General features: G+C 61.8%; 10 protein-coding genes and 1 pseudogene. 5 read left to right on the plus strand and 6 right to left on the minus strand.

Going from position 1 to position 13012, the window contains the following annotated elements:
* Positions 1 to 252: 252 nt before the first annotated feature.
* Entirely contained in the window at positions 253 to 783 is a 531-nt protein-coding gene (locus ACVC5H_RS17500; RefSeq protein WP_489619055.1) for a bactofilin family protein, read from the minus strand.
* Positions 784 to 1467: 684 nt separating this feature from the next.
* On the opposite strand from ACVC5H_RS17500, the gene ACVC5H_RS17505 reads away from it, so the two are divergent.
* Both ACVC5H_RS17505 and ACVC5H_RS17510 read left to right on the plus strand, forming a co-directional pair.
* On the plus strand, positions 1468 to 2184 hold the full coding sequence (locus ACVC5H_RS17505; RefSeq protein WP_489619056.1) for a Pr6Pr family membrane protein: 717 nt from the start codon (positions 1468 to 1470) through the stop codon (positions 2182 to 2184).
* 467 nt (positions 2185 to 2651) lie between these two features.
* The gene (locus ACVC5H_RS17510) at positions 2652 to 4364 is read left to right on the plus strand and encodes an acid phosphatase (RefSeq protein WP_489619057.1); all 1713 of its coding nucleotides are present in this window, start codon (positions 2652 to 2654) and stop codon (positions 4362 to 4364) included.
* Between the two features lie 90 nt (positions 4365 to 4454).
* Here ACVC5H_RS17510 and ACVC5H_RS17515 read toward each other — a convergent pair.
* Together ACVC5H_RS17515 and ACVC5H_RS17520 are read right to left on the minus strand one after the other, a co-directional pair.
* Positions 4455 to 5459: pseudogene (locus tag ACVC5H_RS17515) on the minus strand (aliphatic sulfonate ABC transporter substrate-binding protein).
* Between the two features lie 434 nt (positions 5460 to 5893).
* The gene (locus ACVC5H_RS17520; RefSeq protein WP_489619058.1) at positions 5894 to 6235 is read right to left on the minus strand and encodes a hypothetical protein; all 342 of its coding nucleotides are present in this window, start codon (positions 6233 to 6235) and stop codon (positions 5894 to 5896) included.
* A gap of 586 nt (positions 6236 to 6821) precedes the next feature.
* Here ACVC5H_RS17520 and epsC point away from each other — a divergent pair.
* Positions 6822 to 7766 (plus strand): serine O-acetyltransferase EpsC, encoded by a 945-nt coding sequence (epsC, locus tag ACVC5H_RS17525; protein WP_489619059.1) that lies wholly within the window; start codon positions 6822 to 6824, stop codon positions 7764 to 7766.
* 3 nt (positions 7767 to 7769) lie between these two features.
* Here the strand turns inward: epsC and ACVC5H_RS17530 are convergent, their stop codons facing one another.
* Positions 7770 to 8900, minus strand: coding sequence for an MFS transporter (locus ACVC5H_RS17530; protein ID WP_489619060.1), 1131 nt, complete (start codon positions 8898 to 8900; stop codon positions 7770 to 7772).
* Positions 8901 to 8976: 76 nt separating this feature from the next.
* On the opposite strand from ACVC5H_RS17530, the gene gcvA reads away from it, so the two are divergent.
* Positions 8977 to 9873, plus strand: coding sequence for a transcriptional regulator GcvA (gene gcvA / locus ACVC5H_RS17535; RefSeq protein WP_489619061.1), 897 nt, complete (start codon positions 8977 to 8979; stop codon positions 9871 to 9873).
* Positions 9874 to 10859: 986 nt separating this feature from the next.
* Positions 10860 to 11987, plus strand: a complete 1128-nt coding sequence (gene ssuD / locus ACVC5H_RS17540; RefSeq protein ID WP_489619062.1) for an FMNH2-dependent alkanesulfonate monooxygenase — start codon at positions 10860 to 10862, stop codon at positions 11985 to 11987.
* A 13-nt stretch (positions 11988 to 12000) separates the two neighbouring features.
* On the opposite strand, the gene gcvH is transcribed toward ssuD, so the two are convergent.
* Entirely contained in the window at positions 12001 to 12378 is a 378-nt protein-coding gene (gene gcvH, locus ACVC5H_RS17545) for a glycine cleavage system protein GcvH (protein WP_489619063.1), read from the minus strand.
* Positions 12379 to 12400: 22 nt separating this feature from the next.
* Positions 12401 to 13006 carry a peroxidase-related enzyme gene (locus tag ACVC5H_RS17550; RefSeq protein WP_489619064.1) on the minus strand — a complete coding sequence of 202 codons (606 nt, stop codon included), beginning with the start codon at positions 13004 to 13006 and terminating at the stop codon, positions 12401 to 12403.
* Between the last annotated feature and the right edge of the window lie 6 nt (positions 13007 to 13012).

A 13012-nucleotide genomic window follows, 5' to 3' on the forward strand; every position in this document is an offset into this window, starting at 1 on the left:
AAAGGCGCTATTGTCGCACGGCCCGGCCACGCGGACAAATCCGCCACAGCAAAAGCCCGCCCGTACGCGTCAAAGCGTGGTCATTCCACCAGAAATCACCGCAGATCGGCGCGACTTGACAACAAATCGCGCCCACGACCGGAAATTATTTCCAAAAGGAAATCCAACCAGAAATCCGCCTGGCCTACCTCAGCCAACATCCTCATCGGATGGCAGCCGGCGCTGCACAGCCGGCACCACCCGCAGGAGAGCTCAGGCCGTCTTCTGCAGCAAGTCCTTCTGCTCGTGACCGCCGCCGACCTGCAGGTCGCCCGCCAGCTGGCCACCTTCCTCGATCACCAGCTTGCCATAACGGATCTTGCCGGTGACCTTGCCGCTGGAATAGATCACCAGCTTCTGGCGCACCGTCAGGTCGCCATCGAACTCGCCACGGATCTCCGCCAGATCGATCTCGGCCGAACCCTTGAACGCGCCACGTTCGGCAATCTGCACCACGCGGCAATTGATGGTGGCCTGCACCTTGCCTTCCACCACCAGCGTGTCGCAATCCTCGATCTCGCCCTTGACCTTGATGTTGGGACCGACGGTGAGCTTGCTGCCGGTCTCTTCAGTGGCCGCCGGCGCGGTGCTGGAAACGGAAGAAACGGAAGACGGATATTGGGTAGGTTTGTTGACACTGGTCACATTGCCCCCTGTAGAAGAAGAGACGTTGCCCGCACTGCTGAACGGGGAATTGGTCGAACTGGTTTCGCGTTTGCCGAAGAGGGATTCCGAGCGAAGCATGTGATCTCCTGAAATGGTAGTGCCTGATGCGTAAAAATCTACGCGCGAAAAAAATAAGCGTGCGGCACGGTGCGCACGAATGACGCGCACAACGAGCGACGAGAGCGGTTCCTCCGGGCGTTCGCGAGGGAGGACTGAACAATCCGGATGCGATGCCTGCAAGCATTGCCTCGAAGGAAACCTGTGCGATTCGGCAGGATGCCTTTTGCAAAGTTCACCGCAAATTTGTAACAGTAAAAGCACTGTTTTTCTGCAGTGAAGACAAGGCAAATTATTTATATTTTGAAGCGCCTTGTAACTAAAAAAAATGTAACAGTTGGCGGAGCACAGGCGTCGCCTGACGGCGACACACGCTTTTTTAAAGTCCGCTCTGGATGCAGCTTTCCAGACAGCATCGCTTGTTTTGCACGACCAGTTTCCAGCGATCCAGACGGGCCAAAAACTTAGAATTGAAGCCCGCTCAATTTCTCATAAAACAAGGCCAGATTCCCTCTCCGATGACCACATGGATGAGCCTCGACCAAAGTGCCGCGCACGATGTGTCCTGATGTAAGCGTTGAAAATGAATGTCATCCGGCCAGCACAACAGCGCCCGCCGATTTATGATGTGGCACATTGCCCGGCTGGCACAGCACATACTTCCGTACTGCGGCCAGCGGCCCTCTCCCCTTCCCTGACCACACCATGAGCAACGATAGGATCCCCTCGCCGGAATCGCTGGATTCCTTTGGCGCGCATCTCTTCCCTGCGCGCCGCCACCCGGCCGCCGCCCGCACGGTAGCGGCCCTGATCGCCAGCATCAGCTGGTTTGCCTTCGTGGCGCAGACCGACATCACCATCACCCGTTTGCTGGCGCGCGGAGGTGGCGTGCTCGACGGACTGGACCGGCTGACCATGTACCTGACCAACCTCACCATCCTGATGAGTGCCTTGTGCTTTACCTCGCTGGCGCTGTCACTGAATTCGCCGATGAGCCGCTTCTTCAGGCAGCCGTCGGTCATCTCGGCCGTGGTGACCTACCTGGCCTTCGTAGGCATTGCCTACAACCTCTTGCTGCGCCACCTGTGGACCCCGACCGGATTCCGGGCGCTGGTCAATGAGAGCCTGCATACGGTAGTGCCGCTGCTGGCCATCGTGTACTGGATTTTTTTCGTGCCGGTGTTTCAGGCGTCGCTACGGAAGTCGCTGCTGTGGCTGATCTACCCCTTGGGATACCTGCTGCTGACCCTGTGGCGGGGAGCGCTGTCGGGCTTTTACCCGTATCCCTTCATCGACGTCAACGCGCTCGGCTATCCGCGCGTGCTCCTCAACGCCAGCCTGTTGCTGGCCGCCTTCGTGGGATTGATGGGATTGTTCATCGCGGTCAACCGCTCGGGCAAACCGGTCCTGCAGCGCAAGTAGCGCGCTGCAGGCTGCAGGATGATGAAGGCCGGAACTGCGTCCGGCCGAAGCTCAGGTCAGCGGTTCGGTAATGGCCAGGGCCAGCACGAACAGCATGCAGGCACTGAAGCCGGCACCGATGAGCAGGTATTGGAGAGTTTTGAGCATGATGAATCCCTCGACAAACAAGACCGCGAAGACGTCGGCACAGCCTGCCATCCCCTGGCATGGCCCGCCCGCCTGGCCCTCCCAAGGGCCGAGAAACCCGGCTAAACCGGGGCGGTCGCCGAATTTTAGGCCGATCACAGCGCCTCGATAGCATCCTAGCCCGTCTTTTACCCAATCTTTCACTGTCTCTTGGTGCAGGCTACATCATTTTCCTGACAGCAAGTATGATAGAAAAGACACATCCTTGTCATACGGCCGCGCTATGCTCTTGCCCGCTACGCGCCAAACCCCGACAACAATATCCGACAGGAAACCCATCCATGAGCAAGCACGACGACGACATCGCCGGCAGCCAGCCTGCATCCAGCGATACTCCCCTGATCCCGCAACAACCCGGCCGCCGCCGCTTCCTGGGTGGCATGGCCGCGCTGGGCGCCGGTAGCGCGCTGGGCGCCTGCGCCACCGAAGGCCAGGGTCCGGGCGCCTATCCCAGCGGCAACCCGGCCGACTCCGCCGCGCTGGACGGTGCCCTGCGCGAGAACGTCAAGACCATCGTGGTGATCTACGCCGAGAACCGCAGCTTCAACAACCTCTTTGCCGACTTCCCCGGCCTGGAAAAACCGCTGTCCTCGGTCAAGCCCTCGGAGTACCAGCAGCGCGACCGTGACGGCAGCCTGTTGAAGCAACTGCCCCCGGCCTGGAGCGGCGTGGTGAATCAGCAGCAGACCGTCGAAGGCGTGACCTACGAGGCCGGCAAGCAATACCAGACCAACCTGCCCAACGCCCCCTTCGCCCTGAAGGGACCGCAAGGCGAAGCGCTGCCGCTGGGCCTGGTCACGCGCGACCTGTGGCACGTGTTCTACCAGAACCAGATGCAGATCAACGGCGGCAAGAACGATGGCTTCGTGGCCTGGGCAGACTCCGGTGGCCTGACCATGGGGCACTATGCCGACACCCGCTACAACCTGCGCCTGTGGGATGTGGCACGCGAGTTCGTGCTGTGCGACAACTTCTTCCAGGGCGCATTCGGCGGCTCCTTCCTGAATCACCAGTACCTGATCTGCGCCAAAGCGCCCTACTATCCGGACGTGATGAATTCGGTCTCGCGCACGCAGGTGGCCAAGACCAAAAACAATGATCCGCTCTCCACGGAACTGGTCCCCGCCGAAGGCAGCCCGGCCAGCGCCATGGACGGCCCGCCGAAGTTCGGCCCGAGCGCGCTCACACCGGATGGCTATGCCGTCAACACCATGGCCCCGCCCTACTGGCCGACCTGGAGCCGCGATCGCAACAACCCAGCCTATGCCGAACCCAACCAGCCCAGCGTGCTGGTGCCGCAGACGCACGAGCACATCGGCGACAAGCTCAACAAGAAGGGGGTTGACTGGGCCTGGTATGCCGGCGCCTGGCAGGCCACGCTGGATGAGTTCAAGGATTCCAAGGGCATCCCCAAGATCCCCAATTTCCAGTATCACCACCAGCCCTTCAACTACTTCAAGAACCTGGGTCCGGAAAATCCCGCCGAGCGCAACAAGCGCCTGCGTGACGGCGGCCTGGGCGACGAGTCGCGTACCAACCGCTTCCTGGCTGACGTCGAGGCAGGCCGCCTGCCGCCGGTGACCTTCTACAAGCCGCAGGGCAACCTCAACCTGCACGCCGGTTACGCCGACGTAGCCTCGGGTGACCGCCACATTGCCCACGTGGTCAAGAGCCTGCAAGCCAGCCCGCAGTGGAAGAACATGGTGGTGGTCATCACCTTCGACGAAAACGGCGGCTGGTGGGATCACGTGGCGCCGCCCAAGGGCGACCGCTGGGGTCCGGGCACACGCGTACCGGCGCTGGTGATCTCGCCCTTCGCCCGCAAGGGAACGGTGGACCACACCGTGTATGACACCGCGTCCATCCTGCGCCTGATCACCCGCACCTTCGGCCTGGAAAAGCTGGATGGTCTCAAGGAGCGTGATGACGCCATGATCGCGCGCGGCCAGCAGCCCATGGGGGATCTGACCAACGCGCTGCAGTTCAAGGCCTGATTCGCCTTCCTTGCGCAGCAACGACAACGCCGCCGCAGGACTTTCCTGCGGCGGCGTTGTTCATGGTGCTTCCAGCAATCGTGTAGGGCCTCAGGCCAGCCAGGGCGGCGCCGTCTCGCGCAGGTTGATCTTCTTCGGAATCAGCTTGAGCTCCAGGAAGGTATCGGCAATCTGCTGTTGTTCGTCCAGGATGGCATGGGTGATGGGCAGCGTGCCGTAGCTGTAGCGGCGTACCACCACGTCCAGCACGTTCTTGGGCAATCCGAGAATGCCGGCCAGTTCGCTGGCGTAATCGTCCGGGCGGGTCCGGGCGAACTCATCCACCTTGGCCAGCTATTCCAGCGCGATGCGGATCAGGTCGCCATTCTCGCGGGCATACTCGCGCGTCGAAAAATAATAGGCGCGGTTCTTGACCACCCCATCGGCATCGGCCAGGATGCGCGCCTTCAGGGTCTGCTGGGCCGCCGCCAGGTAAGGCTCCCAGATGGCCCAGGCATCCACCGCGCCGCGTTCGAAGGCCGCCCGCGCATCGGCCGGGGCCAGCCACACCGGGGTGACGTCGCCATATTGGAGACCGTGCTTCTCCAGCAGCTTGACCAGGAAGTAATGCACGTTGGAACCCTTGTTCAGGGCGATGCGCCTGCCCTTCAACTGCGCCGGATTCTGCAGGCTGTCATCCTTGACCAGGACCGCTTCCACATAGGGACGCGGTACCGTCGCACCCACATAGACCAGCGGCGTGCCGGCCGCCTGCGAGAAGATGGGCGGGGCCTCTCCCACATCGCCGAAATCGATGGATCCCGCACCCAGCGCTTCGAGCTGCACCGGTCCGGCACTGAATTCCACCCACTTCACGGTCGCGCCCAGCGCGGCCAAACGCTGCTCCAGCGTGCCATGGGCACGGATGATGCTCAGCGCCCCCTTCTGGTAACCCACTCGCAATTGCCGCGTGGCGGCGTGCGCCGCACGCGGGCTCAGGAGCGCCGCCGCACCGGCTGCGCCCAGCGCCAGCCCGGCCGCGATAAGGCGGCGGCGCTTGCGGCTCAGTTCCACTGCGGCCAGGGCAGGTTGGCGTTTGTCTTCTTGCTGCGGCATGAGGGCTCCGTCTTTCATGGTTGAGGCGCACAGCTTAGCCAGCCGTCCTCAAACTGCGAACGAATCATTCCGCCAGTGCATAGAAGAAAAGCGGATAAGTCGCGCCATGCATATGTCAGACGCGTGCCGTGGCCTCAGATGCCGCCGCTGAGCTTGCACATCAGGTTGTCGTGAGAAACTAGAACCCATTTCATAAATAGGCGTGAGATGCGTTCTGCCCAGAAAGGGCGCTGGCAAGGCGCGCGACGCGTCGTGTGGCGGTGCCACACGCAAGGAGCGCAACGCGGCCAGCGCCCTTTCTGGGCAGAACCCGGAGGGAGCGGCCCGTTTGGGCGAATTGCTGCGTTACGAATTTGGGTCAAGACGTCCAGTCTTGACCCAAATTCGCGCCTTGCACTTCATCCCAAACGGGACTCGCTCGCACTCACGCCTATTTATGAAATGGGTTCTAGAATCACGTTGATGCCGGCGTTGCCGTTGTCCATGCGGAATTCACTATTGCCGTTGGACAGCGAGATGATGCGCACGGCCCGCGTGGCCGTTTCGGTCATCACGGTTTCCGCCGCCATGTTCAGGCAGGTCAGCACGCAACCACTGCCGGCCGCGCAAGTGCGGGTGATGTCGCTGGCCACCGGCGTGGGTGCGGCAACGCTGGCAGGAACCGGGACGGGCACCGCAGCCGCCACCTGGGCTTGCGCGAAGTTATACGAAAAGAGCAGGACCGACAGCAACGGCAAGGCTGGCAAGGTGGACGAGCGCAGACGGAGCGCAGGCATGGATGTTCCCCTTTTCTCTGGATGGATGGAATCGGGGGCTATTGCATCACAAACAAAAAAAAGACGCACCTTCTTGCGAAAGCGCGTCCAAAAGTAAGCCCCCCTCAGGGCTTCCCGGTAATCCTGTGAAGATGTCCCGCAACGGCAAAGGCCGGACATCGGCAAAACAAGTCATCCAGACTCGCGCTGCAAGTTGCCATGAGAAAACATCCCCGCTTGCTGATCGGCTGGTCCTGCGTACTGCAGCTGGTATGGGTGAGACTTTACGTTTTTGTTGTGCTGCCCTGTATCGGGAGCTTCCTGAGAACGCCACGAAATACATCAGGAATTTCCTGATGCCTCATCCCGGCGGCCACCGCCACCACCCCTTGGAGGCAAGGATTTGCGGCAGATCAAATTGGCATATGGATATGCGCAATGATCCTTTGCAGGAAAGCGAATTCCCCGTTACAGTGCATTCCCAGGGCAGATTCAAATGCGGCGCCACTTTTCAGATAGAACTGGGTGCCGCGAATCGCTCTTCCTCCGGATTCCCGTCCCCTTGCCCCTGCCGACGCGCGCCGCGCATTTTTGATAGCATGCGGGCATGGATACCTCTCACACCCCCGAATTGAGCGCGCTGGCAGACTCGGCCGAGTCAGCCAGCCTGGGCCTGTCGGCCGTCGTCGCCGGCCTGCGCACCTCGCGCGAAGTGACCAACAAGATCCGCTACCGTGGCGAGATCCGCGAGATCCCCTCGCGGGAAGCCATGCAGAAGCTCTTGCAGCATCTGCAGGCGGCCTTGTTCCCGACGCATTATGGCCATACCGATTTATCCGATGAGACCATCGATTATTTCGTTGGCAGCCAGTTGAATGCAGCGCTGGCCATCCTGCGCGAGCAGGTGCGCCGCAGCCTGTATTTCAGCAGTGATGTGGAAGAGGATGCATTACTGAGGGAGCGCGCCACGGCCATCACGCGCGAGTTCGCCCATCAGTTGCCGGCCGTGCGGGACATTCTGGTCAGCGATATCCAGGCGGCTTATCACGGTGACCCGGCAGCTTCCAGCATTTCCGAAATCCTGCTGTGCTATCCCGGCACCACCGCAATCATCTACCATCGCCTGGCGCATGCCCTGCATCAACTGGGAGCGCCGCTGCTGGCACGCCTGATCGCCGACATTGCGCATTCGGCCACCGGTATCGACATCCACCCGGCCGCGCAGATCGGCCCCAGCTTCTTCATCGACCACGGCACGGGCGTAGTGATCGGCGAGACCACCATCATCGGCCGCAACGTGCGCCTGTACCAGGCCGTGACGCTGGGCGCCAAGCGTTTCCCGCAGGAGGCCGACGGGTCACTGGTCAAGGGCATTGCGCGCCATCCCATCGTCGAGGATGACGTGGTGGTCTATGCCGGCGCGACCCTGCTGGGCCGCATCACCATCGGCCAGGGATCGGTCATCGGCGGCAATGTCTGGCTCACGCACAGCGTCCCGCCGGGCAGCAACATCTCCCAGGCGGAGATGCTCAGCGACTGTCGCCAGCCCTGATCCTTAGGGCCTGCGTGGCACCGGCGCGCGTCCACAGGCGATGGCCGCCAACGCCAGTGCCGAGGCAGCCAGTCCGTAGAGCCACAGCGATGACATCACCGGCAGCAGCAAGCCCGCCAGCATCGGCCCCATGCCGGCCCCGATATCGCGCCAGATTGCGCGTCCGGCCAGGGCATGCACGCGCTGCGCCGGTGGCGTGCGGGCCGCGACGATGGGCGCCAGCAGCGGCAACTGCAAGGCACGCAGGATCACGATCAGCCCCGCAAACAGCCACAGCAGCCCGCCTCCGAAACCGACCAGCGCCGCACAAGTGGCCAGTGACAGGATCACCAATACCTTGACCGCACCGAAGCGCTCGGCCAGCCAGCCGCCCAGCGGACTCAGGATGATTTCGCCGGCATAGCGCATGGCCATCAGCACCCCTGCCACCAGTTCGCCGTCGGCCCCGAAGGATTGCTTGCTCATGTAGGCCAGGCCGACGATGAAGAGGCCATCGAGGGTGAGCCCTTCCAGGAAGGACCACCAGTCCAGTGCATTGGGCAGCTTCCAGCGTCGCGGCTGCGGCGGTGCGTAGGCGTGCTGCGGCAGGCGGCGCGCGGCCAGCAGGCCCAGCAGCGCCGTCGTGGCGACCAGGGCGAACACCATGCGCGGCCCGATGTGCGGCGCCAGCAGCGCCGCCGTCGGCAGCCACAGCATGGGGCCGATGGCGATGACGCCGCGCGAGCGTCCGGAGCGGCGTGCTGCGCCTTGCGGAGTGGAAGTGGACATGGCCTGAGTGGACAGGTTGAGACCGGCGAAGGCCATGCCCCACAGCAGCCGCAGCGGCAGCAGCGCCCAGAAGCCGCTGGCCGCCGTATAGCCGAGGGCGCACAGGATGGCGGCGCAGACGGCCAGGGTGCAGGTGGGCCGGTCGCCGCGTTGTGCATAGAAGCTGGCGACCCAGCGATAGCCGGCGATGCGCACCAGCCGGTTGGCTGCCAGCAGCACGCCGGCCTCGGCCAGGCTGACGTGGAACTGGTCGGCATACATCGGCAAAAGCAGGTAAAGAACGATATCGCAGGGCAAGGCGGCCGAGAGCGACATGGCGGCGTGGCGCGAATCGAGGTCGGCCTGGCGGAGGTCTGGGGTGGTCATGGAGCCGATGATGCGCGCTACGCGCGCGGGCTGACAACCGATATTAATTCCGGGCATGCGTGATAATATCTGACGCATGGCCGATCTCACTCTTCCGCTCAACGCCATCCGCGCCTTTCTGGCAGCGGCCCGTCATCAGAGTTTCACGCTTGCGGCGCACGAGCTCAATGTCACGCATGGCGCCGTCAGCCGCCAGATCAAGAATCTTGAGGACTATCTCGGTATGCCGCTGTTCGAGCGGCGTACGCGGCAGGTGTTGCTGACGGAACGGGGGCGGCAATTCTTCGAGGAAGCCAGTCCGGCGCTGGGGATTCTGGCCAATGCGGCGCGGCGGGTGATGCGCGATGCGCCTACGCGGACGGTAGTGATCAATGTGCGGCCGTCCTTTGCGGTGCGCTGGCTGATTCCGCATCTTGCCGATTTCGTGGAGCGTTATCCGGGGATTGCACCGCAGGTGGTAACCAGTACGGCGACGGTGGGCAAGGCGGGTTCTTCGTTTGATATTGCAATCCGGCGGGGTGAGACCAACTGGCCTGAGACGCTCAAGGTGCAGCGGTTCATGGAGGATGAGCTGGTGCTGGTGGCTTCTCCTGCGCTGTTGCAGTCCATGCCGCTGGAGGATGTGTCAGGGTTGGCGCGGCATACCGTGCTGGTGTCGCGCAGTCGGCGCAATGATTGGGAGGACTGGCGCAAGATGGCGGGATTGAAACGCTCTCGCACTCAGGCGATGCTGCATTTCGATCATGTGCATTTTGTATTGCAGGCGGTGGTGGATGGGCTGGGGGTAGCCTTGTCGCCTGTGTCGCTGGCTGACAATGATTTGCGCTCGGGGCGATTGGTGTGCCCCTTTCCTGACTTGCGCATGACGCTGGCGCCTTACTATCTTGGGGTCAATGCTCAGGCTGGGGCTGAGGCGCAGTTGTTTGTGAAATGGTTGGCTGAATATCGTGGGTCGTTGGTTTTTGCTGGTTGATATTGCTTGGTTTCTTGCCTTGACAGGCTTGCTCTTTGTTTTTTAGGTTTGGCGTAGTCTGCACGGAATTCTTTTCTGCGCTCTAGCTTAATTCTTAACTTTCTCCGGTCGGGAGAAACGCGCCGGGAGCGGCCCGGCAGCCGCTCACTTTTCTTGTCTCGCCAAGAAAAGTAAGCAAAAGAAGGCGACCGCAGCTGCGCCGCCCTCCTTCGGAGGGTCCCCCGCTTCAGAGGCCAACAAAACGGGAAAAATAGAGTCGCTTCGCTCCGACTATTTTTCTGATCCGTTTTGTTGGCCTCTGAAGCGGCGGCGCAGATGCGGACGGCCTTACTGCCTCGCCTTCGGCATCGTGAGACCTCCGACTCGCCTTCGGCTTTGCCTTGGCGTTCTTTAACCTTCGATACGTCGCTGCGCGACTACTCAGGTCGAACGGACAGTAAATTATTTATATAAAAATCAAAACCACAACCACCGTCGGATCGAAGAAAAATCGATGTCGCAGACGAGCCAACCCAAAGCCGAAGGCGAGTCGGAGAAGTGCGAGGCCGCAGGCGAGCCCGTTTGGCTTTTCCCCATAGAGCCAGCCGCCGCAGCGGAGCGAAAAGTGGATCAGAAGAATAGCCGGAGCGAAGCGACTCTATTCTTCCCACTTTTCGCTCCGCTGCGGCGGGGACCCTCCGAAGGAGGGCTGGCTCTCTGGGGTCGCCTTCTTTTGCTTACTTTTCTTGGCGAGACAAGAAAAGTGAGCGGCTGCCGGGCCGCCCCCCGGCGCGTCCTCCCGACCGGAGAATGATAAGAATTAAGCTAGAGCGCAGGAAAGCAATCCGTGCAGACTACGCCAAACCGAACAACCAGAAAAACACCACGCCAAGACAAAAAACCAAAAACCAAAAAACAACTAAGGAAAGAAGAAAACATTCTTAGCCACAACAACAGCAGAGCGTTCTAATAACGCCAAAGTGAAAAATGCAAAAGGAAACCCCGGCATGTCATTAGAACTCTTCTGGTTCCTACCAACATCAGGCGACACCCGCTACCTGGGCAAATCCGACTTCGGCCGCGCCCCCACGCTGGAGTACATGCGCCAGATCGCCGTCACCAGCGAAACCCTGGGCTATGACGGCCTGTTGATTCCCACGGGCGCCTCCTGCCTCGACCCGTGGGTAGTGGCCGCCAGCCTGGTCCCGGTCACCCAGCGCATCAAGCTGCTGGTCGCGCTGAGAACATCACTGGGCGGCCCCGGCCCCTCTGCAAGACAAGCCGCCACCCTGGACCAGGCCCTGAAAGGCCGCCTGCTCCTCAATGTCGTCCCCGGCGGCGACGCCACCGAACTGGAAGCCGACGGCGTCTTCCTCAAACACGACGAACGCTACGAAGCAGCCGACGAATACCTCACCATCTGGCGCAAACTGCTCCAAGGCGACACCGTCAACTACGAAGGCAAACACTTCCGCATCCGCAACGGCCAATTGTTCCACCCGGCAGTGCAGCAACCCTACCCGCCCCTCTACTTCGGCGGATCGTCCCCCGCTGCCCACGACCTCGCCGCCAAACACGTCGACGCCTACCTCACCTGGGGCGAACCACCAGCCGCCGTCAAACAGAAGATCGAAGACGTGCGCGAACGCGCCGCAAAACAAGGTCGTACGGTGCGCTTCGGCGTTCGCCTGCACGCCATCGTGCGCGAAACCACCGCCGAAGCCTGGGCCGATGCCCAACGCCTCATCAGCAAACTCACCGACGACGACATCGCCCGCGCCCAGCAAAACTACGCAAAAATGGATTCAGTCGGCCAACAAAGAATGGCCGCCCTCCACGGCGGTCGCCGCGACAAGCTGGAAATCGCTCCCAACCTGTGGGCCGGCGTGGGACTGGTGCGCGGCGGCGCCGGCACCTCGCTGGTCGGCGATGCGGCCACCGTGACCGAACGCCTGCAGGAATACGCGGATCTGGGCGTGGATACCTTCGTGCTGTCCGGCTACCCGCATCTGGAAGAAGCGATCCGCTTCGCCGAACTGGTCTTCCCCTTGCTGGGCAAGAATGCCGTCACCTTGCGTGACCGCGCACAGACCGGCGGCGCCTTCGATATCCGCGCCGCCGCCTCGGCTTCCTGAGCGCAACAGCGCCTCAGGAAATCAGCTTGATGTAACCCGCCGCATCCAGGAAGCCCTCGGCCGAAAACGGTGCAGCCGGCTTGAGCTTGAAGATCCATTGCTCATACGGCGCACCATTGATGGCATCAGGCGTCTCGGACAATGCCTCGTTGATGGCGATCACCTCGCCATCCACAGGCGCATGCAAGTCCGAGGCGGTCTTGTTGGATTCGACGATGCCCGATTCAGCACCGCGCGCCAACACCTTGCCCACGGCCGGCATGTCCACATACACCAGCGGCCCCAACTGCTCCTGGCCGAAATCGGTAATGCCAATGGTCAGCGTGCCGTCGTCCTCGAGCTTGACCCACTCATGGGTCTGGGCATAGACCAGATGATCCGGAATGTGCATCACAGTCTCCTCATGCAAATGATTATTTGGCCTCAGCCTTGCTGCCATCGGCAAACACCGGCTCACCCAGGTTGAGCATCAAGCGGTTGGCCCAGGCAAAGATGGCCACCGAATGGATCAGGTCCAGCACTTCCAGCTCGTTCAAGCCCACGTCATACAGCGCCTTGATCTGCCCGGCACTGAGTTCGCCTGGCGTCTCGGTCAGCTCCGCCGAGAACCTGGCAATGGCCTGCTCGCGCGCATCCACACCGGCCCCATAAGGCGTATCAAACACCTGCCGAACCGTATCGTTACGCTTGGCCAGCTGCTCAAAACGCTGTGCATGCACCGATGCGCAATACACGCAGCCATTGATGCGCGAGACCACCAGCGAACCCAGCTCGCGCTCGGCACGCGACAATCCGCCAGGGGCGTACATGATGGCATTGAAGGCCGCCGACCGCTGACGCAGAATCTCCGGCTGGTGCGCCAGGAACAGGTAGTAATCCGACGTCTTTGCCTTGGGATGGCTCTCTTCCAGCACCTTGATCTGGTCCTCGCTGGCCGCTTCCAGCTGGATCACGTCCAGCCAGGCATCCCATTCCAGGGTCTCGTTGGTAAAGCCGTTGGCCTTGATGATGTCGCTCATGTCGAC

The organism is Herbaspirillum sp. Her3 (assembly GCF_057961275.1).